Origin of the sequence: Marinobacter iranensis (genome assembly GCF_029207565.1) — a bacterium.
In the GTDB taxonomy this organism is placed as follows: Bacteria; Pseudomonadota; Gammaproteobacteria; order Pseudomonadales; family Oleiphilaceae; genus Marinobacter; species Marinobacter iranensis.
On sequence record NZ_JANCMW010000279.1, the window covers coordinates 1 to 258 of the forward strand.

The window sequence follows — 258 nt, forward strand, 5'->3', positions numbered from 1 at the left end:
TCGCCATGTCGATAGCCGGGGCTTTGCCTGATTGCACTTTGCGTTCGCTTGCATTACATCGTCATGCAGAAAGGAAATCGACATGGCCGCAAACGCTCTTGTGCAGACCCGGATCGACGGAGCGGTGAAGGAGGAAGCCGCGACCGTGCTGGCTGCTATGGGGCTGACCGTCTCCGATGCCGTGCGCCTGATGCTGACCCGCGTTGCCCGCGACAAGGCCTTGCCGTTTGAACCGCTGGTGCCCAATGCCGAGACGAT

General features: G+C 60.9%; 1 protein-coding gene. It reads left to right on the forward strand.

The features are described 5' to 3' along the window. Positions 1 to 82: 82 nt before the first annotated feature. A partial coding sequence (locus NLU14_RS22365; RefSeq protein ID WP_275710752.1) for a type II toxin-antitoxin system RelB/DinJ family antitoxin occupies positions 83 to 258 on the forward strand: 176 nt, incomplete at its 3' end.